Genomic DNA, 19,510 nt, shown 5'->3' with positions numbered 1-19,510 from the left:
CACTTCACCGATCAGCCAACAGAGCGAGACTATTTATGCCGACTCACACTCATGCCTTTCACCTCTCTCCCCAGGGCAAACTGCGCTGGGCCATCGCCAGCCTGTTCCTGTTACCTCAACTCGTACTGGCCGGCGGCTTGACCGTCGTCGAAGGGCCCGGCGGCACCCCGCAACTGCAAAACCAGGCGGGCGTGCCCATCGTCAATATCGTCGCGCCGAATGCCGGCGGCCTGTCCCACAATCAATTTCTCGACTACAACGTCGACCGCCAAGGCGTGGTGTTGAACAACGCTTTGCAGGCCGGGCAATCTCAGCTCGCCGGGCACCTGGCGGCCAACCCACAGTTCCAGGGCCAGGCAGCGAGCGTGATCCTCAATGAAGTGGTGAGTCGGAACGCCTCGGCCCTCAACGGTGCACAGGAGATTTTTGGCCGGGCGGCGGATTATGTGCTGGCCAACCCGAACGGGATTTCTGTCAACGGTGGCAGCTTCATCAACACCCCCAACGCCAGCCTGGTCGTCGGCCGTCCCGAGCTCAACGATGGCAAGCTGCAAGGCTTGGACACCCGTGATGCAAGCGGCCAACTGACGGTGCAAGCCCAGGGCCTGCAAAACCGTGACGGCTCGATCAACCTGATCGCACCGCGCATCGACAGCGATGGCCGGCTCAGCGCCCGTGATCAATTGAACCTCACGGTCGGGCGCAATCAGGTCGACGTTGCCAGCGGCCAGGTGCGCCAGGTGGACCCGGCCAGCAAGACCGGGGAGCAACGTATCGACGCCAGCCTGTTCGGTGCGATGCAGGCCGGACGGATCAATATCGTCAGCACCGCCGAAGGTGCCGGCGTACGCGTGGGGGCCGTGCAAGTGGATGGGCAGGACGGCGTGAACATCCGCTCGGCCGGCGACCTCGACATCAGCGGCCAGGTGCACGCCAATAGCCTCGAGGCCACCCGCGCCGGGGTGCAGAGCCGCCAGGGCGATGTCGACCTGCACAGCGCCAAGGACTTGAGCCTGGCCGCCACCGATGTTGGCGGGCGCAACGTCAAGCTCGACGCTGGCCGCAACCTGACCCTGAGCAGCCTGGAAAGCCGCAAGTTCCAGGAAAAGCGTGAGCAGTGGAACAACAGCAACTTCCTTTTCACCTACGAAACCTACGACCGCACCACCACCGACAAGGACTCGCGCCAGCACGGCAACAGCGTCGTCGCGCAGCAGAATGCCGCGCTGTCTTCCGGCGCCAACACCGAGATCAAGGCCAGCCATGTCGAAGCCGGCGACACCGTGCGCGTCAACAGCGGCGCAGACTTGCGCCTGACCGCAGCCACCGAGACCCATGAAACCCGCGACCAGGGCAACCACCGCAAGCACCTGTGGAAAGCCGACTGGGACAAGTCCGCCAGCGAACAACGCAGCATCACCAGCGGCCTCAAGGCTGGCAAGAACCTGGAACTGACAGGCCGGCAGACCCTGCAATTGCAAGGCGCCGAACTGAAAACCCCGGGGGATATTCAACTGGCCGCCCGGCACGTGGAAATCACCAGCGCCAGCCGCACCCAGAGCAGCCGGGACAACGGGTACTCCGGAGACCTGGTGGGCGGCAGTTTCTTCGGTTCCAAAGGCGACGGCGACAAGGGCAAAACCCTGAATACCGGCAGCAAGGTCAACGCTGACGGCAAGCTGATCGTGAGGGCCGATGAAGTGCGCATCAGCGGCAGCCAGGCCCGTGGCGGCACACAGGCCAGCGTCATCAGCGACAAGGGTTCGCTGGTGATCGATGGCGTGCGCGACACGTCCCACGACAACCGCTACAGCCAGGACAGCAAGTTCTTCGGGATCTCCAAGGACGAAAGCCGCAAGAACCTCAAAGACAGCACCGTGGTCGCCAGCGAACTGCGCTCGGACAGTAACCTCGCACTGCGCAGCGCCAAGGACATCGAAGTCAGTGGTTCCAAGGTGTCTGCCACAGGCGAACTGACGGCTGACGCCAAGGGTGATATCAAGATCGCCTCGGCGGAAAACACCTCCGGCGATACCACCCGCACTCACACCCGGGGTTTTGATGGCTACGCCAAGGAAACCGCCGACGGCACGCGCCAGTACCGCGCAGGCGTGAACTACGAAGACCAGCAGAAAACCCGCCACACCGACACCACCCGCCAACAAGCCTCCAGCCTCAGCGGCGGCACCCTGGCCGTCACCGCAGGTGGCGATTTGAGCGTCGAGGGTTCAGACCTCAAGGCCACCCAGGGTGATGCGACCTTGAGCGGGAAAAATGTCGAGTTGTTGGCGACGCATGACAGCACGGCCAACACCACCGAGCAGACCACCACCGGCGGCGGCGTCTACTACACCGGCGGCCTCGACAGGGCCGGCAGCGGCGCGCAGTTCAGCCATCAAAGCAGCCACGACACCAACAGCAAAACCACCGCGCACACCAGCACCGTTGCGGCGGCCGGCAAGCTGACCATCAATACCGGCAACACCCTCACCAGCCAGGGCGCACAGGTCAAGGCCGGTTCCGGGCTGCAGGTCAACGCTGCCCAGGTCGACAACCAGGCGGCGCATAACAGTGAGTCGAGCACCCACAAGGAGAATGGCTGGACGGCCGATGTCGGCGCCAATGTCGAATACAAAGGCATCACCCGCCCCATCGAAAAAGCCATCGAAGGTGTGGCCCAAAGCAAGTTTCATCAGCCAGGGCTGTTGGACGCGTTCGAACAACCCAATGTCGGGCTTGATGTTGAAGTCGGCCATACCAACAAGACCCGCACACAGCAGGACAGCACAGCAGTGGTCAGCCAGTTCACGGGCGGCACGGTGCAGGTCAATGTCGCTGGCAAATTGCAGGATGAAGGCACTCAATACCGCGCCACCGATGGCGGCCTGAAGATCGATGCCGGCAGCCACCTTGCCACCGCTGCCGCCAATACCCACAGCAGCAGTGAGCAAGGCGTGGACGCCAAGGCCGGCGTGCGGGTCTACACCACCACGGGTGAAGACTTGAACGTGCGCGGCAGCGGCGCAGGCGGCAGCAGTGACGTACGCGAATCCAGCAGCACGGCAGTGGTCGGCAGCTACGCCGGGGCCCAGGGCGTGAGCATCGACGTCAAGGGCGATGCGCGTTATGTAGGCAGCCAGTTCAACGGTGGCCGGGCCGGAGTCGACCTCAAGACGGGCGGCGAGTTGGCGCTGAATCAAGCCAACGACACCCAGAGCAAAACCAGCAGCACCCTGCGCGGCAATGGCTCGCTGACCGTGGGCACGGCGCCGGGCACCAACGGCAATAACGTCAACCTCGGTGCTGGTGTGCAGCTGGACAACAAGCGCCTGGACACCCAGGACAGCCAGGCCCGGGTCGCGACCCTACAGGGCAAAGGTCCGGTGCAACTCAACAGCGGCGCCGACCTGACCCTGCAAGGCACCCGGATTGGCAGCAGCACCGCCAAGACCGGTGACATCAACCTCGCCGCCGGGGGCAAGCTGGACCTGCAAGCCGCCACCGATCACCACGTCAGCAGCGCCAGCAACCTGGGCGGCGGCCTGAACGTCGGCGCGGGCAAGACCAGCAGCGCTGAAAGCAGCGGCAAGACCGGGAGCCTCAGCGCCAACTTCAACATCGGCAAGGGCGCGGAAAACGACCAGGCCGTCAGCGTCGGACAGCTGCACAGCAACGGCAACGTGACGCTCGCCAGCGGCGGCAACAGCGCCGATGCCATCCACCTGCAAGGCACGCAAATCGAAGCCGGCAACGTGCGCCTCGACGCGGTAAATGGCGGCATCCTGCAAGAGTCGGCGCAATCGACCCAGGCCCATGACAGCTGGGGCGTGACCTTGGGCGCGGGCGGCAGCGGCGGCAAAACCACGCTGGCCAACGCGGGTGAACACGACACACCCAAGACCCAGCACGGCATCAATGCCCGGGCCAAGGTCGACGTCGATTACCGGCAAGGCACCACTCAGCACGACAGCCAGATCAAGGCCGACACCGTGGTGATCAACAGTGCCGGTGATACCCGATTGTCCGGGGCACGGATCGACGCGAATCAGGTGAGCGGCAAGATCGGCGGCGACCTGGTGGTCGAGAGCCGCAAGGATCATGTCAGCAGTACCCAGGTCAACGTCGATGCCAAGCTGGACGTCGAGAAAAACCAGCCTGGCGTGGTCAACAAACTCGCCAAGACCACCGGCCCCCTCAAGGACAAAGTGCAGGCCAAGGCGGAAGGCGCGTTCGACAAGCACCGCGAAAAACTCGAGAACGCCGTCGACAAGGGCACCGAACACCTGGCCTCGGCCAAGGACAACCTGGTCAACAGCGTCGGCAACGCCAAGGAACGCCTGGGCGAAAAACTCACCCGCAGCGGTAGCTACGACGTGAACCCCGAGCCCCGTGGCGCCTTCGGCACCCGCGTGGACCAGGCCAAGACTTACCTCGCCGAGAAGAAGGACGCACTGGGCACGCGCCTGTCCAGCGTCAAGGAAAAGCTCTGGCCGAAAACCAGTGACAGCTACGCCGTCAGCGGCAAGAACACCACCGGCAGCTCGGTGGCCAATACCGCAGAAAGCGTGTTGTTCGGCGACAAGAGTGGCACCACCGCCTACACCCCGACCTTGAACCTGGACGTCAGCCACATCGCCAAGGACAGCGTCACTCAGGCCTCGGGCATCAGCGGTACCCAAGGCGTGAATTTGCAGGTGGGCGGTGAGACTCGGCTGACCGGTGCGCGCATCGGGGCTTCGGAAGGCAAGGTCGATTTGGGTGGTTCGGCGGTAAACGCCACCACGTTGACAGGCAGCGATTATCGCGCGGATGTCGGGCTGAACGTCTCGAAGTCACCGGTCAATCTGGCGCTGGGCGCCAAGGACGAATTGACGCGCAAACAGGACGACGCAACGCGTAAGGATCAAGCCATCAACCTCGGACCGCTGCGGGCAGGCGGGCACAGTAATAGCCAGGAGCTACAGGCCGGGATTGATCAAGGCACCCACTAAGCAACCCTGTTCCGGTGCAGACGGGCACGCCCGCCTTCACCGGAACAAACATTTCTAAATGTTTCTTCATAAAGCCAAACCGTCATTAAACAGAAACATCCCAGGAATTAAATCGTCACGTCCCAGACAGGTGGAGCCCTCCACCTACCCCCTTCCTTTGAGGTGTCGTCGTGATGTTGCTGACCAAAAAGAGTCTGTCAGTGTTGTTCGCTGCCCTGTGCCTGAGTGGTGTCGCTCACGCCACTGACGTCACGGGTGCAGGCTCCAGTTTCGTCTACCCGGTGCTGTCCAAGTGGTCCCAGGAATACAGCAAAAGCTCCAGTGACCGGATCAACTACCAGTCCATCGGTTCTGGCGGCGGCATCGCCCAGATCAAGGCTGCCACCGTGGATTTCGGCGCTTCCGACGCACCGCTGTCGGCAGACGAACTGAAGGCCGGCGGCCTCGGCCAGTTCCCCAGCGTGATTGGCGGCATCGTGCCGGTGATGAACGTCGAAGGCGTTGCAGCAGGCCAGCTGAAACTCGATGGCGAGGTGCTGGCGAAGATTTTCCTCGGTGACATCAAGGCCTGGAACGACCCGGCGATTGCCGCGCTCAACCCCGGCCTGAAGCTGCCCGGCGCGAATATCACCGTGGTCCACCGCTCGGACGGTTCGGGCACCTCGTACAACTTCACCAACTACCTCTCCAAAGTCAGTGATGGCTGGAAAAGCAAAATCGGTTTCGGCACCACCGTGCCGTGGCCGGTCGGTGTGGGTGGCAAGGGTAACGAAGGTGTTTCGGCCTACGTAAAGCAGATCAAGAATTCCATCGGCTTTGTTGAATACGCCTACGCCCTCCAGAACAAGATGACTTACGCCTCACTGAAGAACGCGTCCGGCAAATTCGTCGAGCCCAACGCCAAGGCCTTCCAGGCAGCGGCGGATACCGCCGACTGGGCCAACGCCAAGGACTTCAACCTGATCATGACCAACGCACCGGGCGAGAACGCGTGGCCGATCACGGCGACCACCTGGATCATCATGTACAAGCAGGCAAAGAACGCCGAGCAAAGCCAGGCCGCTTTCAACTTCTTCAAATGGTCGCTGGAGAAAGGTCAACAGCAGGCTGCGGCATTGGACTACGTCGCGTTGCCTGATTCCCTCGTGACCCGGATCGAAGGTTACTGGAAGTCCGACTTCGCCCACTGATCCGTCCTCCCATGACCCCCTTGCCAGGCACCTGCTTGAGCAAGGGGGTGAGCACATCTGATATGAACGAAACTGTCCATCCTCTGGCCATGACCACTCACGCGAGCGATGTGTCGGGTGACAGCCGCGCCGCTCGCGATCAGCGTAACGACCTGTGGTTCAAACGCTCGATGTTCGGGGCCGCCATGCTGGTCTTGCTGTTGCTGGCAAGCATCGCCGCCTCGACATTGTGGGGCGGCGGCCTGGCCTTCAAGACCTTCGGTTTCGGTTTCATTACCAGCACCGACTGGGATGCGGTCAACAACCACTTCGGCGCCCTGGTGCCGATTTACGGCACCTTGGTCACCTCCTTCCTCGCGTTGCTGATTGCGGTGCCCGTGAGTTTCGGCATCGCGATTTTCCTGACTGAAGTGGCGCCGCCCTGGCTGAGAATGCCGGTCGCCTCCGCCGTTGAATTGCTCGCGGGCATTCCCTCGATCATCTACGGCATGTGGGGACTGTTTGTTTTCGGGCCCTTTATGGCAGAACACTTGTCACCCTGGATCAACGATTACCTGGGTGCGCTTCCGTTTATTGGCTCGCTGTTCCAGGGACCGCCGCTGGGCATCGGAATGCTGACTGCCGGCATCGTGCTGGCGATCATGATTACGCCGTTCATTACGTCGGTGATGCATGAGGTTTTCCGCAGTGTGCCGACTCAATTGAAGGAGTCGGCCTACGCACTCGGTAGTACTACCTGGGAAGTGGTGTGGGACATCGTGTTGCCCTACACCCGCTCGGCCGTGGTTGGTGGGATCTTTCTCGGCCTCGGCCGCGCACTGGGTGAAACCATGGCCGTCACCTTCGTGCTGGGTAACGCGCAACAGTTTTCCGCCTCGTTGCTGATGCCCAGCAGTTCCATCGCGTCGGTCATCGCCAACGAGTTCAGCGAGGCCTATACCGACCTGCATCGCTCGGCGCTGATCGCCCTGGGCTTCCTGCTGTTTATCGTGACATTCGTGGTGCTGGCACTGGCGCGGCTGATGCTCATGCGCCTGTCACGCAAGGAGGGCCTATGAACAGCAACGACCGCCTGTACCGCAAGCGTGCCTTCAAGAACCGCGTGGCCATGCTGCTCAGTTGTGGCGCCACCGCCTTTGGCCTGTTGTGGCTGGCGTGGATTCTGCTGACCACCATCATCAACGGCTTTCAGGCACTCAACCTGCGCCTGTTTACCGAGATGACACCACCCCCCGGAACAGACGGCGGCCTGGCCAACGCGTTTTATGGCAGCGCCCTGATGTCCGGGATTGCGCTGCTGATTGGCACGCCCATCGGGCTGATGGCCGGTATCTGGCTGGCGGAATTCGCACGGCATTCGCGCCTGGGTACCACGGTGCGTTTCATCAACGACATTCTGCTGTCCGCGCCCTCGATCGTCCTCGGTTTGTTCATCTACACCGGCGTGATCCTGCCGCTGAACCTGCTGACCAATCACCAGGTCGGTTTCTCTGCCATTGCCGGCGCCCTGGCGTTGGCACTGCTGGTGATTCCGGTGGTGGTGAGGACGACCGACGAGATGCTCCAACTGCAGCCCTCCACCATGCGTGAGGCCGCCCTGGCCTTGGGCGTGCCGCAATGGAAGCTGACGTTGCAGATCGTGCTGAGAGCCGCCAAGGCCGGCGTGGTGACCGGCATCCTGCTGGCGCTGGCTCGGATTACCGGCGAAACCGCCCCGCTGCTGTTCACTGCCTTCGGCAACCAGTTCTGGAGCAGCAACCTGCTCAAACCGATCGCCAGCGTGCCGGTGGTTATTTTCCAGTACGCCATGAGCCCCTTCGATGACTGGCACTCCCTCGCATGGGCAGGCGCCTTGGTACTGACGATGTTCGTGCTGGTGCTGAGCTTGCTGTCTCGCCTGATTCTTTTGCGCAATAGGTCCCACTGATGCAATCGACCCGCCTTGATCCTGAAAAAACCAAAATCCGTGTCCGTGGGTTGGAGTTTTTCTACAACAACCAGCGTTCGCTGAAATCCATCGACATCGACATTCCGGAAAAACGCATCACCGCGATCATTGGCCCATCGGGTTGCGGGAAGTCGACGTTGCTGCGGGTGTTCAACCGTATCTACTCGATGTACCCCAAGCAGGAAGCCCGCGGCGAAGTGCTGCTCAACGGCGAAAACATCCTCGCCCCCGGCTACTCGATGAACCGCCTGCGCAGTCATGTCGGGATGGTCTTCCAGAAGCCGGTGCCGTTCCCCATGTCGATCTACGACAACATCGCCTATGCCGTACGCCACCATGAAAAGCTGTCGCGCCGGGAAATGGATGATCGAGTCGAGCAAGCCTTGCGCGGCGGCGCGCTGTGGGATGAGGTGAAAGACAAACTCAAGCAGAGCGCCCAGAGTCTCTCAGGCGGGCAGCAGCAACGCCTGTGCATCGCCCGCACTATTGCGCTGCGGCCGCAGGTGTTGCTGCTGGATGAACCGACCTCGGCACTCGACCCGATTTCCACCGGGCGTATCGAACAGCTGATCACCGAGCTGAAAGAGCAATATACGGTGATTATCGTGACCCACAACATGCAGCAGGCCGCGCGGGTGTCCGACAGCACGGCGTTCATGTTCATGGGCGAGCTGATTGAGCATGGCAATACGGATGAGATCTTCACCAAGCCGAAGATGAAGCAGACCGAGGACTACATCACCGGGCGGTTTGGCTAGGTTCAACAAAAAAGCCGATCACTCTCTGCCATGAGAGTGATCGGCTTTTGTTGGGCAAAAAAAACCCGGAAATCCTCACTTGCGTGGGCCTTCCGGATTTTCTAAACCGCCAAAAATGGTGGGTCGTGTGGGATTCGAACCTACGACCAATTGGTTAAAAGCCAACTGCTCTACCAACTGAGCTAACGACCCGCTGTGTGGTGGCGCGTATAATACTGATTTCTAAGGATTATTCAACACCTTATTTAAATTAAATCAGAAATAACGCGTTGGGTCAGTGATTCCGGCCGCCTGGAAGCCTTCAGCACGCAGTCGGCAGCTGTCGCATTTCCCACAAGCACGGCCGTCATTGTCCGCCTGATAGCAGGAAACGGTCAGCGAGTAATCGACGCCAAGTCCTACGCCAGCCTTCACGATATCGGCCTTGCTGCGGTTCTGCAGCGGCGCCAGGATGCGAAAGCCCTGCCCTTCTACACCGGCCTTTGTAGCGAGGTTGGCCATGCGCTCGAACGACTCGATGTACTCGGGACGGCAGTCGGGGTAACCGGCGTAGTCCAGGGCGTTGACGCCGATGAAGATGTCGCGGGCGTTCAGCACTTCGGCCCAACCGAGGGCCAGGGACAGAAAGACCGTGTTGCGCGCCGGCACGTAGGTCACCGGGATGCCTTCGCTGGGGCCTTGTGGCACGTCGATGGAGCTGTCGGTCAGCGCCGAACCACCCATGCCGTCTAGATTCAGGCCGATCACCTTGTGCTCCACCACGCCCAGATCGCGGGCGACACGGGCAGCAGCATCCAACTCGGCGCGGTGGCGCTGGCCGTAGTCGAAGCTCATGGTGTAGCAGCTGTAGCCTTCGGCACGGGCCATGGCAACCACGGTGGCAGAGTCGAGGCCACCGGACAGCAGAATGACCGCACGCTTTTGATCAGTCATCTCAGCGCCCCGGCTCGTCGTTCCACAGGTACTTGTGCAACTGCAGTTGCAGGCGCACCGGCAGATTGTCTGCGACAACCCAGTCAGCCAGGTCACGCGCATTCAGGTCATGGTGGCTTGGGGAAAACAGCACTTCGCCGGCGCGGCGGTCCAGGCCATATTGGATCAGCTTGGAGTTCGCCCAGTCGTAGTCTTCGCGGGAACAGATGACGAACTTGACCTGGTCGTTGGCCGTCAGCAGCTCGATGTTCTCGTAGCGGTTGCGGTGCGCTTCCTTGGAACCCGGGGTCTTGAGGTCGACGACCCGGCTGACGCGAGGGTCGACCGCAGAAATATCCAGGGCGCCGCTGGTTTCCAGGGACACCTCGTAACCAGCGTCACACAACTGCTTGAGCAGGGGAATGGCATTAGGCTGTGCCAGTGGCTCGCCACCGGTAACACAGACATAGCGCGGCCGGTAACCGGCTACTTGCTCGAGAATGTCGTCAAGGGTACGCACGGTGCCGCCACTGAAGGCGTAGGCGCTGTCGCAGTACTGGCAACGCAGCGGGCAACCGGTGAGGCGCACAAATACAGTGGGCAGCCCGGCAGTGCGCGTTTCACCCTGCAACGAGTAAAAAACTTCGGTGATACGTAATGTGTCTTGCATAGTCGCCACGGGCGTAACAGCTAAACAGGCTGTCCGCCTCCGTCAGGCACTTCAAGGAATTCCGCCAACGCGTAAACCCCAGGAAGCGTGTGTCATAAAAGGGCGTGGATTCTAACGAAAAAACCCGCGCAGGGCGCGGGTTTCTTCTGAACGGGTTGCGACGCTTACATGCGTTGCAGATCCCGCTGTGCCAACTGAGCAGCGGAGGTACCCGGATATTGGGCCACCACCTGCTGCAGAATGCCTTTGACCTTGTCGGTATGACCCAGGCGGCGTTCTACGTCAGCGAGTTTGTACAGCGAATCCGGCACCTTGGCGTGCTTGGGGTACAGCTGGCTGACCTTGGCAAACGCTTGACCTGCACCTTGCAGGTCACCCTTGGCCAGGTTCACCTCGCCCAACCAGTACTGGGCGTTGCCCGCGTACTGGCTGTTCGGGTATTTGCGCAGGAATGCGGTAAAAGCCTGGCTGGCCTTATCGAAATCCTTGGCTTTGATCAGGTCGAAGGCTGCGTCGTAATACAGCTTTTCCTTCGCCGGATCACCCGGTTCGCTGCTGGCGGCAGGGGCTTGGCTCGCAGCTGCGGCCCCTGCTGCTGCACCACCGGCGGCGCTTGCGGCGCCACCGGCAGAAGAATTATCAGGAGTGGCGGCTGGTGTAACGCCGGCTCCAATACGTCGATCAAGATCCTGGTAACGCTCCAGGCCTTCTTGCTTCAGCTGGTTCACTTGATTCTGCAGAACCTCAATCGTGCCTTGTTGCTGCGACAATTGATCCTGCATGCGTTGCAGCTGGTTGAACAGTTCGCCCTGTGCCGAAGGCGCGGCCGTAGCCGCGCCCCCGGCATAGGCGCCGTTCGTGCCATAACCCGCTGGCGGATAACTGCTCCCGCTATTGTTATAGCCAGAGTTGCTATCTTCCACAGGAACCGCAGCCCACACCGCAAGCGGTGCCAGGCTGAGAGCCAATACAGTTAGAGCACGACGGCACGTTCGCATGACGAATTACTTACGCAGTTCGACGCGACGGTTTTGAGCCCAGGACTGCTCGTCGTGGCCAGTAGCAACTGGACGCTCTTTACCGTAGGAAACCAGTTCCAGTTGGCCTGGAGCAACACCTTGCAGTACCAGGTAGCGCTGAACGGCTTTCGCACGACGCTCGCCCAGTGCCATGTTGTACTCACGAGTACCACGTTCGTCGGTGTTACCTTCCAGAACAACGCGAGCGCCGTTAGCTTTCAGGTCCTTCGCGTGAACGTCCAGAGCGCGCATGGCTTCTGGCTTCAGGTCCGAACTGTCGTATTCGAAGTAGAAAGTGGTGATAGCGCGCAGAGCAGCTTCTTCGCTCAGGGAGCCGTCAACTGCACCAGTGTTAGCGCCGTAACCAGCGTTTGGATCAACAGCTGCGCCTTCACCGGCATTGTCGCCGCCTTTAGACGAGCAACCAACGGCTACGGACAGAGCCAGAGCCAGAGCAGCAAACTTACCAAACTTCAGCATTTCCATCGTGAAACTCCTAATGAACCCCAGTGTGTTAAGTACTTCTTTTTGTAGCGCCGCGTCAGTTCAGGTAAGGGGACCAGGACGGTTCTCTGACTTCGCCTTGTGCGGTAGGAAGCGGGAGCCTTACGCGTCCATTAATGGACACGAGCATCAAGACTCCCCGGCCCTGCTGGCGGGTGGCGTAGATTACCATGGTGCCGTTGGGCGCAACAGTAGCTGACTCATCAAGGTTGGTATCTGTAAGGATTTTTACCGTTCCACGCTGCAAATCCTGGGCCGCAACCCGGAAATTAGTGAAACCATCCTGACGGTGAATCATCACCAACGTCTTTTCATCAGCCGAAAGCTTCGGTGCAGCGTTGTAGTTACCAATAAAGGTCACTCGTTCGGCGCCGCCGCCGCTCACGCTGGTTTTGTAGACTTGCGGCTTGCCACCACGGTCTGAGGTGAAGTAGATGGTCGAACCATCCTTGCCCCAGAACGGTTCGGTGTTGATGCCCGGGCCGCTGGTAACACGGCTCAGTTGGCGCGAAGCCATGTTCATCACGTAGATGTCCGGGTTGCCATCTTTGGACAATACGAATGCCAGGCGCGAACCATCCGGCGACCAGGCTGGCGCGCCATTCAGGCCTTCAAAGTTGGTGATCTGCTCACGGCGACCGGTATCGATGTGCTGAACGAAGATCCGCGGACGCTTCTGTTCAAAGGACACGTAGGCGATACGCTTGCCATCGGGTGCAAAGCGAGGCGACAGGATCGGCTCACGGGATTGCAGCAGCGTCACGGCGCGAGCACCGTCATAGTCGGAGCGCTGCAGCGTGTAGCGAGTGTTGTCTACCGAAAAACGCTCTGCCGTTACATAAAGCAGGCGAGTCGAGAAGGCACCCTTGATCCCGGTCAGCTTTTCAAACGACTGGTCGGAGATGTAGTGCGCCATGTCCCGCAGTTGATCCGTGGTGCCCGACACGCTGCCGGTCAGCACTTGCTGCTCGGTCGCGACGTTGAACAACGTGTACTGGATCTGCAGGCGACCGCCGGCAGGCGTGATGCTGCCCACCATCAGGTACTGGGCGTTCAGCGCTTTCCAGTCGCGGAAGATGACTTCGCTGGCCTGGGTCGGCTGGCTGATCATGTTGCCTTTGTCGATCGGTGCGTAGTAACCGGAGTTGCGCAGGTCATCGCTGATGATCTGCGACATGTCGTCCGGCAGCACGCTGCCGCCCTGCCAGCCAAACGGTACAACGGCGATCGGGGTGGCCCGATCGCTACCGCTGGTGACCAGGATGTTCTTTTCATCCGCCGCCGCTATCCCTGCCATGCAGCAAATAACGACAAGCATTCCTCGAAGAAGGTTTCTCACAAGGCTAGATCCTCAGGTGTGAATGTCATCTTGAATGAACGGTAGGGAGCGAAGTCGCTTGGTTTCATTCCCTGCATCTCGGTCAACCGGCCAATGTTCTTGACCGCTGCTACCGCCGAACTGTCGAACGAACCGTCGCCACTGGACTTGGCCACGCTGACCGAGGTCACCGTGCCGTCCGGCAACATGCCGATCTGCAGCACTACTGTCATGCCTTTACGTGCCGAAGGAGGACGGGTCCACCCTTCCGCTGCCCGTGAACGAATCAGGTCATCGAAACTGCCCGCGACTTCGTCACCACGTTCATCGGCCAAGGCTTGCTGGCGCTGCGGCGTGTCGGAAAGCAAATCGGCCAAGGCCTGGGCCTTTTTGTCTTCGGTCGATTTACGTGCTGCTTCCTGGGCCTTTTTCTTGGAGGCGTCGGCGGCAGCTTTCTTCTTCGCATCGTCGGCGATTTTCTTTTTCGCCTCGTCAGCTTCAGCTTTCTTCTTGGCGTCGTCGGCGGCTTTTTTCTTCGCGTCTTCGACTATCTTTTTCTTCGCGTCTTCAGCGGCCTTTTTCTTGGCCTCTTCTTCAGCCGCTTTTTTGGCTTCTTCTTCAGATTTCTTCTTGGCTATATTAGCCAATTGTTTCTCTTCAGCTTTCTTGGCTTCGGCAGCTTTATCGGCTTTCTTGGCTTCATCAGCCTTTTTAGCCTCGTCAGCTTTCTTCGCCTCGTCAGCCTTTTTCGATTCCTCGGCCTTTTGAGCCGCCTCTTCTTTCTTTTGTTCCGCAGCAGCCTTCACCGCTTCCTGCTCGACCTTCTTCTGTTCCATCTGCTCGACTTCAGTCTGGCGCGCAGCCGACTTCTGGGCCTCACCCGCAATCTTCTGATTGGTCTGGGTGGTGGCCTGGCTTTTCGATTTCAGCTGATACAGGGTCGCCTGCACGATCGGCTTGGCTGGCGGCAGGTCCGGGGTCATGGCAAAGCTGACAAACAGCATGCCAAACACCAGGACGTGCAGGGCAATCGCCCAGACGCTAGGCCAGAAGAAGCTTTCCGAGGCGGACGGCTCTCGCTGTTGGTGCATCAGGGCGCCTCGGTAATCAAGCCAACGTTACCGACGCCGGCCTTCTGCAGCCCGCCCATGGCGCCCATCACGGAGCCATAGTCGACGACCTTGTCGCCGCGGATGAACACCTGGGTGTGCTTGCCACCTTCGTTGCCGGCGCGAATGATCTTGGTCACAGCATCAGTCATCTGCGGCAAGGTCATGGCCTTGTCCTGCTGTTTCTGAGTGTCGACTTCGCTGCCAAGGTTCCAGTAATAGGTCTTGTCAGCCTTGATCGAAATGGTCAGGACCTGGGTGTTGTTGTCCTGCGGCAAGGCTTCGCTGGAAACCTTGGGCAGATCAACCTTCACGCCCTGATTGAGCATCGGCGCGGTCACCATGAAGATAACCAGCAGCACCAGCATCACGTCGATGTAAGGCACTACGTTCATCTCGGCGACCGGCTTGCGCTTTTTGCGAGCTCGAGCGATTAAAGCCATTGGGAATTACCTGCTTATTCTTCGCTGGTGTGCACTTTACGGTGCAGGATCGCCTGGAATTCATCGGCGAAGGTGTAGTAACGGCTGATCAAGGTTTCGCCACGAGCGGCAAAACGGTTGTAGGCGATTACTGCGGGAATAGCTGCGAACAGGCCGATGGCGGTGGCGATCAGCGCTTCGGCGATACCCGGGGCCACGGTGGCCAGGGTCGCTTGCTGGGCCTGGGCCAGGCCGCGAAAGGAGTTCATAATCCCCCACACGGTACCGAACAGGCCGATGTACGGGCTGACGGAACCTACGGTGGCGAGGAACGGCAAGCTTTGCTCAAGCTTTTCTTCTTCGCGGGAAATCGCTACGCGCATGGCACGGGCCACGCCTTCCATGACCGCTTCCGGGTCAACGCCTGGCTGCTGGCGCAGACGGGAGAATTCCTTGAAGCCGGCGCGGAAGATCTGCTCGACGCCCGAATCCGGGTCCGGGTTGCTGCCGGCCTGGCGATACAGTTTGGACAGGTCGATACCCGACCAGAAGCGCTCTTCGAAGCTCTCCAGGGCACGTCGACCGGCACGCAGCAGGTTGCTGCGCTGAAAAATCATGACCCAAGAGGTAACCGATGCGGCTACCAGAATCAGCATCACCAGTTGAACCACGACACTGGCATTGCTGACCAGGCTCCACATGGAGGAATGGTCGACGACGGTAGGTTCCACGCTAAATCTCCTGCTCTGAATGTTTACCCGCGCCGCTCACGCCGGCAAAGGCCGTGCGTAGAGCTTCGGGAATGGCCCGGGGTTTCAAACTATTGGTGCGAACACAGGCCACCAGGAACTGCCCCTCACAGAGCAGCGTTGCATCCGTAGCCCGCCTGACCTGCTGTTTAAAGCGCAGGCTGGCACGGTTCAATTCGGTTATTTCTGCGCTGACCAGCAATTCATCGTCCAGTCGCGCCGGCGCGTGGTAACGCGCCTCGCTGGAATGCACGACAAACAACAGGTCCTCCCCTGCCAGCTGGGATTGGGCAAAGCCCAGCTCCCGTAGCCGCTCGGTTCGAGCCCGCTCCATGAACTTTAGGTAATTGACGTAATAAACGATGCCGCCGGCATCGGTGTCCTCGTAATAAACGCGACAGCGATGTGCGAACGACTGATCCCCGTTTTGCGCGCGCATACTCTAGTGCTTACTCCTCAGGTTGCCAATCCGGCCAGGCAACTGTTTTTCATTCTGTGGCACATTTCTAACGAAAGAATGACGACGCCAGCCACTAGGACAGCACAAACGCCGAATAAATCGAATCGCCAAGCGTTTTTAATCGTCTACTGCATCGAGGAATTCGTCTACCACGGGCATCTCGCCCAATCGTGACGGAATGTTTAACCCAAAGTGCAGATACGCATGCCGGGTGACCACACGCCCCCTCGGCGTACGCATGATGTAGCCCTGCTGGATCAGGTACGGTTCCAGTACATCCTCAATTGTGTGCCGCTCTTCGCTGATGGCTGCCGCGAGGCTGTCCACACCCACCGGGCCACCGTCGAACTTCTCGATCATGGTCAGCAGCAGGCGCCGGTCCTGGTGATCAAAGCCGTGCTCATCCACATCCAGCAGGTTCAGCGCCAGGTCTGCCACGGGTTTGGTGATATGCCCTTTGGCCCGAACTTCGGCAAAGTCGCGCACCCGTCGCAGTAACCGATTGGCAATCCGCGGCGTACCACGGGCGCGGCGGGCGATTTCAAACGCGCCTTCCGGGTCCAGGGGCAAGCCGAGGATAGTCGCCGAACGGCTGACGATGGTGGCCAGATCCGCCGTGCTATAGAACTCCAGACGTTGAACAATCCCGAAACGGTCTCGCAGCGGATTGGTCAGCATGCCCGCACGGGTAGTAGCCCCCACCAGGGTGAACGGTGGCAGGTCGAGCTTGATCGAGCGCGCGGCCGGGCCTTCGCCAATCATGATGTCCAGCTGGAAGTCTTCCATGGCCGGGTACAACACTTCTTCGACGATGGGCGAAAGCCGGTGGATCTCGTCGATAAACAGTACGTCGTGGGGCTCCAAGTTGGTCAGCAGCGCCGCCAGGTCGCCCGGTCGCTCCAGCACAGGGCCGGAGGTGGACTTGATCGACACGCCCATTTCCTGGGCAATGATGTTGGCCAGAGTGGTCTTGCCCAGGCCCGGCGGGCCGAAGATCAACGTGTGATCCAATGACTCGCTGCGCCCGCGCGCGGCCTGGATGAACAGCTCCATCTGCTCGCGCACGGTGGGCTGACCAATATATTCGGCGAGGCTCAGGGGGCGAATGGCCCGGTCCTGGACTTCTTCACGGTCACGGGGGCCGGTGGCCGCGATCAGACGATCAGCTTCAATCACTTAAATCATTCCCTTCAGGGCGCGGCGGATCATGTCTTCGCTGCTCAGGTTCTTGTCCTTGATGGCCGACACCGCCTTGCTCGCCTCCTGGGGCTTGTAGCCCAGGGAGATCAGCGCGCTGACTGCATCGCTTTCGGCACTGGCCACCGGCACACCCGGCGCGTCCGGTTGGTTAGGCACCAGGGCGAACATGCTCGGCACGACCTCCCAGGCTTTGAAGCGATCCTTGAGTTCCACCAGCAAGCGCTCGGCGGTTTTCTTGCCAACGCCTGGCACCTTGGTCAGCGCCGAGGTGTCCTGGGCCGACACACAGCGCACCAGCTCATCCACTTCCAGGCTCGACATCAGCGCCAACGCCAGCTTCGGGCCCACGCCGTTGAGGCGGATCAGCTCACGAAAGAAGTCCCGGTCACGCTTGCCAATGAAACCATAGAGCAATTGCGCGTCTTCGCGCACCACCAGATGGGTGTGCAGGGTCAGCGGTTCACCGACCGACGGTAGGCGGTAGAGGGTGGTCATGGGCACTTCCAGCTCATAGCCCAGCCCGTTTACATCCAGAATCAGGTGCGGCGGCTGTTTCTCAGCCAGGGTGCCGCGCAAGCGTCCAATCACGTTCGAATCCTTAAGAATCGGCTCAGATCAAGGCCTGACCGGTAATAACGCGGGCGTGCCGGCCGCCACGACAGGCCGTTCATGCACCCCACGCAGAATGATTGCGCTGATGCTATCAGAGACGCAGCCGGCCGCCACGACTGCGTGCCGTCCCCAAGCCGTGGGGCATCAGGCTGGAACGGGTATGGGCGTGGCAAATGGCAATGGCCAGGGCGTCAGAGGCATCGATTTGCGGTTTGGCGGTGAGCTTGAGCATGTGCATGACCATCATCATCACCTGCTCCTTGTTGGCCGCACCGGTGCCGACCACGGCCTGCTTGACCTGGGTCGCGGTGTATTCCGCGATCTCCATGCCCTCCTCGGCACCGGCCACGATGGCCGCACCCCGGGCTTGGCCGAGCTTCAAGGCCGAGTCGGCGTTTTTTGCCATGAACACTTTTTCGATGCCCATGGTCACTGGCCCGTAGGTCTGGATCACTTCACGCACGCCGCGATAGACGATTTGCAAGCGCTCGGCCAACTCGCCGGCGCCGGTACGGATACAGCCCGACGCCACGTACACGCAGCCTCGCGGGGTCTGTTGGACCACGCCAAAGCCGGTGATTCGCGAACCGGGGTCGATACCTAGGATTAGAGTCATAACGCCTGCGGATTGGATTTAAAGCGGATGCGCCAGGCACATGGTTTGTGTATCAGCATAGATCCCTGTGGGAGCTGGCTTGCCTGCGATACAGGCACCTCGGTGCATCAGTTACACCGGGTTGATGCCATCGCAGCCTCGCCAAGGCTCGACAGCTCCCACATTGGATCTTTGGTGCTCTTAAACGAGCTGTTCGGCTACCGACTCCGGGATATCGGCATTGGAGTAGACGTTCTGCACGTCATCCAGGTCTTCAAGCATGTCGAGCATCTTGAGCACCTTCTGCGCGCCATCCAGGTCCAGCTCGGCGCTGGTGGTGGGCAGCATCACGATTTCCGCATCGGTACCTTTGAAACCCGCCGCTTCCAGAGCGTTACGCACAGCGTAGAAACCCGCGAACGAGGTAAACACGTCGATGGAACCGTCTTCGTTGGTCACCACGTCGTCGGCATCGGCCTCCATCGCGGCTTCGATCAGTGCATCTTCGTCAACGCCCGGCGCGAAGGAAATCTGCCCCTTGCGCTCAAACAGGTAGGCTACCGAACCGTCAGTGCCCAGGTTGCCGCCACATTTGCTGAACGCATGGCGCACGGCGGCCGCAGTACGGTTGCGGTTGTCGGTCATGCACTCGACCATCACCGCCACGCCACCCGGGCCGTAGCCTTCGTAGCTCAACTCGACCATGTCGTCGGTATCGGCCGCACCAGCCCCACGGGCCACGGCACGGTCGATGATGTCGCGGCTCATGTTGGCACCGAGGGCCTTGTCCAGGGCCAGGCGCAGACGCGGGTTGGAGCCCGGGTCACCGCCACCCTGGCGCGCGGCGACGGTCAGCTCGCGAATCCACTTGGTGAAGATCTTGCCTTTCTTGGCATCCTGACGCTCTTTGCGGTGCTTGATGTTCGCCCACTTGGAATGGCCAGCCATAACACAACTCCGAAATTCTGTAGAAACCTGTCAATCCCGCCCCAGGCGGGACTTCCCTCTTTAACGTGCAGCCCTTGTAACGCAAAGGCGCATCCGAAGATGCGC

The 19,510-nt window shown here is 60.4% G+C and carries 18 protein-coding genes and 1 tRNA gene; 5 read left to right on the top strand and 14 right to left on the bottom strand.

All coding sequences use genetic code 11. The annotated features are described in order from the left end of the window. Positions 1–35: 35 nt before the first annotated feature. From ACUN0G_RS20145 to pstB, 5 genes are all read left to right on the top strand, one after another. Positions 36–4,991 (top strand): hemagglutinin repeat-containing protein, encoded by a 4,956-nt coding sequence (locus ACUN0G_RS20145; RefSeq protein ID WP_445574110.1) that lies wholly within the window; start codon positions 36–38, stop codon positions 4,989–4,991. A 173-nt stretch (positions 4,992–5,164) separates the two neighbouring features. Beyond that, positions 5,165–6,181, top strand: a complete 1,017-nt coding sequence (pstS, locus tag ACUN0G_RS20140) for a phosphate ABC transporter substrate-binding protein PstS (protein ID WP_258347396.1) — start codon at positions 5,165–5,167, stop codon at positions 6,179–6,181. A gap of 62 nt (positions 6,182–6,243) precedes the next feature. Beyond that, complete coding sequence (gene pstC / locus ACUN0G_RS20135; RefSeq protein WP_445574109.1) at positions 6,244–7,239, top strand: phosphate ABC transporter permease subunit PstC; 996 nt, start codon at positions 6,244–6,246, stop codon at positions 7,237–7,239. Further along, the gene (gene pstA, locus ACUN0G_RS20130) at positions 7,236–8,108 is read left to right on the top strand and encodes a phosphate ABC transporter permease PstA (RefSeq protein ID WP_258347400.1); all 873 of its coding nucleotides are present in this window, start codon (positions 7,236–7,238) and stop codon (positions 8,106–8,108) included. Before pstC ends, pstA begins: the two co-directional genes overlap by 4 nt. Beyond that, positions 8,108–8,887 carry a phosphate ABC transporter ATP-binding protein PstB gene (pstB, locus tag ACUN0G_RS20125; protein WP_003209835.1) on the top strand — a complete coding sequence of 260 codons (780 nt, stop codon included), beginning with the start codon at positions 8,108–8,110 and terminating at the stop codon, positions 8,885–8,887. Before pstA ends, pstB begins: the two co-directional genes overlap by 1 nt. A gap of 116 nt (positions 8,888–9,003) precedes the next feature. Here the strand turns inward: pstB and ACUN0G_RS20120 are convergent. From ACUN0G_RS20120 to ACUN0G_RS20055, 14 genes are all read right to left on the bottom strand, one after another. Next, positions 9,004–9,079 (bottom strand) — tRNA-Lys (locus ACUN0G_RS20120). A gap of 63 nt (positions 9,080–9,142) precedes the next feature. Continuing rightward, positions 9,143–9,820, bottom strand: a complete 678-nt coding sequence (gene queC / locus ACUN0G_RS20115) for a 7-cyano-7-deazaguanine synthase QueC (RefSeq protein WP_445574108.1) — start codon at positions 9,818–9,820, stop codon at positions 9,143–9,145. Position 9,821: 1 nt separating this feature from the next. After that, entirely contained in the window at positions 9,822–10,469 is a 648-nt protein-coding gene (gene queE, locus ACUN0G_RS20110) for a 7-carboxy-7-deazaguanine synthase QueE (RefSeq protein WP_076017424.1), read from the bottom strand. A gap of 164 nt (positions 10,470–10,633) precedes the next feature. Continuing rightward, positions 10,634–11,467 carry a tol-pal system protein YbgF gene (gene ybgF, locus ACUN0G_RS20105; RefSeq protein ID WP_023659229.1) on the bottom strand — a complete coding sequence of 278 codons (834 nt, stop codon included), beginning with the start codon at positions 11,465–11,467 and terminating at the stop codon, positions 10,634–10,636. Positions 11,468–11,473: 6 nt separating this feature from the next. Next, positions 11,474–11,974, bottom strand: coding sequence for a peptidoglycan-associated lipoprotein Pal (gene pal, locus ACUN0G_RS20100; protein ID WP_003209827.1), 501 nt, complete (start codon positions 11,972–11,974; stop codon positions 11,474–11,476). 55 nt (positions 11,975–12,029) lie between these two features. Further along, positions 12,030–13,310 (bottom strand): Tol-Pal system beta propeller repeat protein TolB, encoded by a 1,281-nt coding sequence (gene tolB / locus ACUN0G_RS20095; protein ID WP_173860414.1) that lies wholly within the window; start codon positions 13,308–13,310, stop codon positions 12,030–12,032. Between the two features lie 17 nt (positions 13,311–13,327). After that, on the bottom strand, positions 13,328–14,401 hold the full coding sequence (gene tolA / locus ACUN0G_RS20090; RefSeq protein ID WP_445574107.1) for a cell envelope integrity protein TolA: 1,074 nt from the start codon (positions 14,399–14,401) through the stop codon (positions 13,328–13,330). Next, the gene (tolR, locus tag ACUN0G_RS20085) at positions 14,401–14,853 is read right to left on the bottom strand and encodes a protein TolR (RefSeq protein WP_161635741.1); all 453 of its coding nucleotides are present in this window, start codon (positions 14,851–14,853) and stop codon (positions 14,401–14,403) included. The genes tolA and tolR overlap by 1 nt, the downstream gene beginning before the upstream one ends. A 23-nt stretch (positions 14,854–14,876) precedes the next feature. After that, entirely contained in the window at positions 14,877–15,572 is a 696-nt protein-coding gene (tolQ, locus tag ACUN0G_RS20080; RefSeq protein ID WP_048727035.1) for a protein TolQ, read from the bottom strand. A 1-nt stretch (position 15,573) separates the two neighbouring features. Then, a complete protein-coding gene (gene ybgC, locus ACUN0G_RS20075; protein ID WP_258347410.1) occupies positions 15,574–16,029 on the bottom strand; it encodes a tol-pal system-associated acyl-CoA thioesterase in 456 nt (151 codons plus the stop codon). A 138-nt stretch (positions 16,030–16,167) separates the two neighbouring features. Continuing rightward, a complete protein-coding gene (ruvB, locus tag ACUN0G_RS20070; RefSeq protein ID WP_017475679.1) occupies positions 16,168–17,226 on the bottom strand; it encodes a Holliday junction branch migration DNA helicase RuvB in 1,059 nt (352 codons plus the stop codon). Beyond that, a complete protein-coding gene (gene ruvA / locus ACUN0G_RS20065) occupies positions 17,227–17,838 on the bottom strand; it encodes a Holliday junction branch migration protein RuvA (protein ID WP_010169952.1) in 612 nt (203 codons plus the stop codon). It abuts the gene before it with no gap. 115 nt (positions 17,839–17,953) lie between these two features. Beyond that, complete coding sequence (gene ruvC, locus ACUN0G_RS20060; protein ID WP_003209812.1) at positions 17,954–18,478, bottom strand: crossover junction endodeoxyribonuclease RuvC; 525 nt, start codon at positions 18,476–18,478, stop codon at positions 17,954–17,956. Positions 18,479–18,658: 180 nt separating this feature from the next. Next, entirely contained in the window at positions 18,659–19,405 is a 747-nt protein-coding gene (locus tag ACUN0G_RS20055) for a YebC/PmpR family DNA-binding transcriptional regulator (RefSeq protein WP_445574106.1), read from the bottom strand. Positions 19,406–19,510 lie beyond the last annotated feature (105 nt).

It is taken from the genome of Pseudomonas sp. 32A, assembly GCF_052682255.1.
Note: the sequence above shows the minus strand (reverse complement) of the source record. Positions and strands in the feature narration are given on the sequence as shown.